At 35.7% G+C, this 714-nt stretch carries 1 protein-coding gene; it reads right to left on the bottom strand.

Features of this window, described 5'->3' with window-relative positions:
* Nucleotides 1–346 (bottom strand): isoaspartyl peptidase/L-asparaginase (locus tag G6W42_RS10355; RefSeq protein ID WP_194173935.1); only part of this gene is annotated, 346 nt, incomplete at its 3' end.
* Nucleotides 347–714 lie beyond the last annotated feature (368 nt).

Below are 714 nucleotides of genomic sequence, written 5' to 3'. Positions count from 1 at the left end.
TAGTAGAACCGTCCATAATAGAAGCATCTAGCTCATTAAAGCCATCAGCTGTAAATACCGCGCCTTTGCCAGCATTAAAATTTGGATCGTCTTCTAACACCATAATGGCTGCCGTCACCGCATCCATCGCGCTACCACCCTTTTCAAGCACAGCTTGACCTGCTAAAAGCGCCTTTTTCATAGGCTCTTCACGAACTTTAAACTCATCTTTGGTAAGCTCAAGTCCGCTAGTGCCGCCATGTATGACAATAACAGGGCTAAATTTATCCTCTGCATTTAAGAGTGAGCCTGCGAATAAGGCAACGCCAGCTGCTACTAAAACAGCTTTTGAAAATGCTAGTTTCATACACTCTCCTTTAAAGAAATTTGATAAATCTTAAGAAAATAATATAACTTAATACTTTTCTTTTAGCTTAATATGTTAGTATTTGGTTTCAAGTAAAGAGGTAATGGTAAATTTAATCTCGCAGTTCTTAAAGCAGACTGCAATAACGGCAGATTTAGAAAATTAAAAAGTTATCAAAACGTGCACAAAAACCTGCTTTGCGATATAAAGACAAGTATATAACAAAAACAGCATATATTTTGCTAACTACTTAGTGCATTAATGTCAACTTTTCTAATTCTTTTATTTCATAATTCATTTTAGTATCTTTTAAGCCTTTTAACTCTACTATACTTTCCTTAGGGCGGATCATAGAGTGTTGTCTATAC

This window comes from Campylobacter concisus, from assembly GCF_015230015.1.
GTDB lineage: Bacteria > Campylobacterota > Campylobacteria > Campylobacterales > Campylobacteraceae > Campylobacter_A > Campylobacter_A concisus_AF.
The sequence above is the reverse complement of the archived record's forward strand: the minus strand, read 5'-3'. Positions and strand labels throughout refer to the sequence as shown.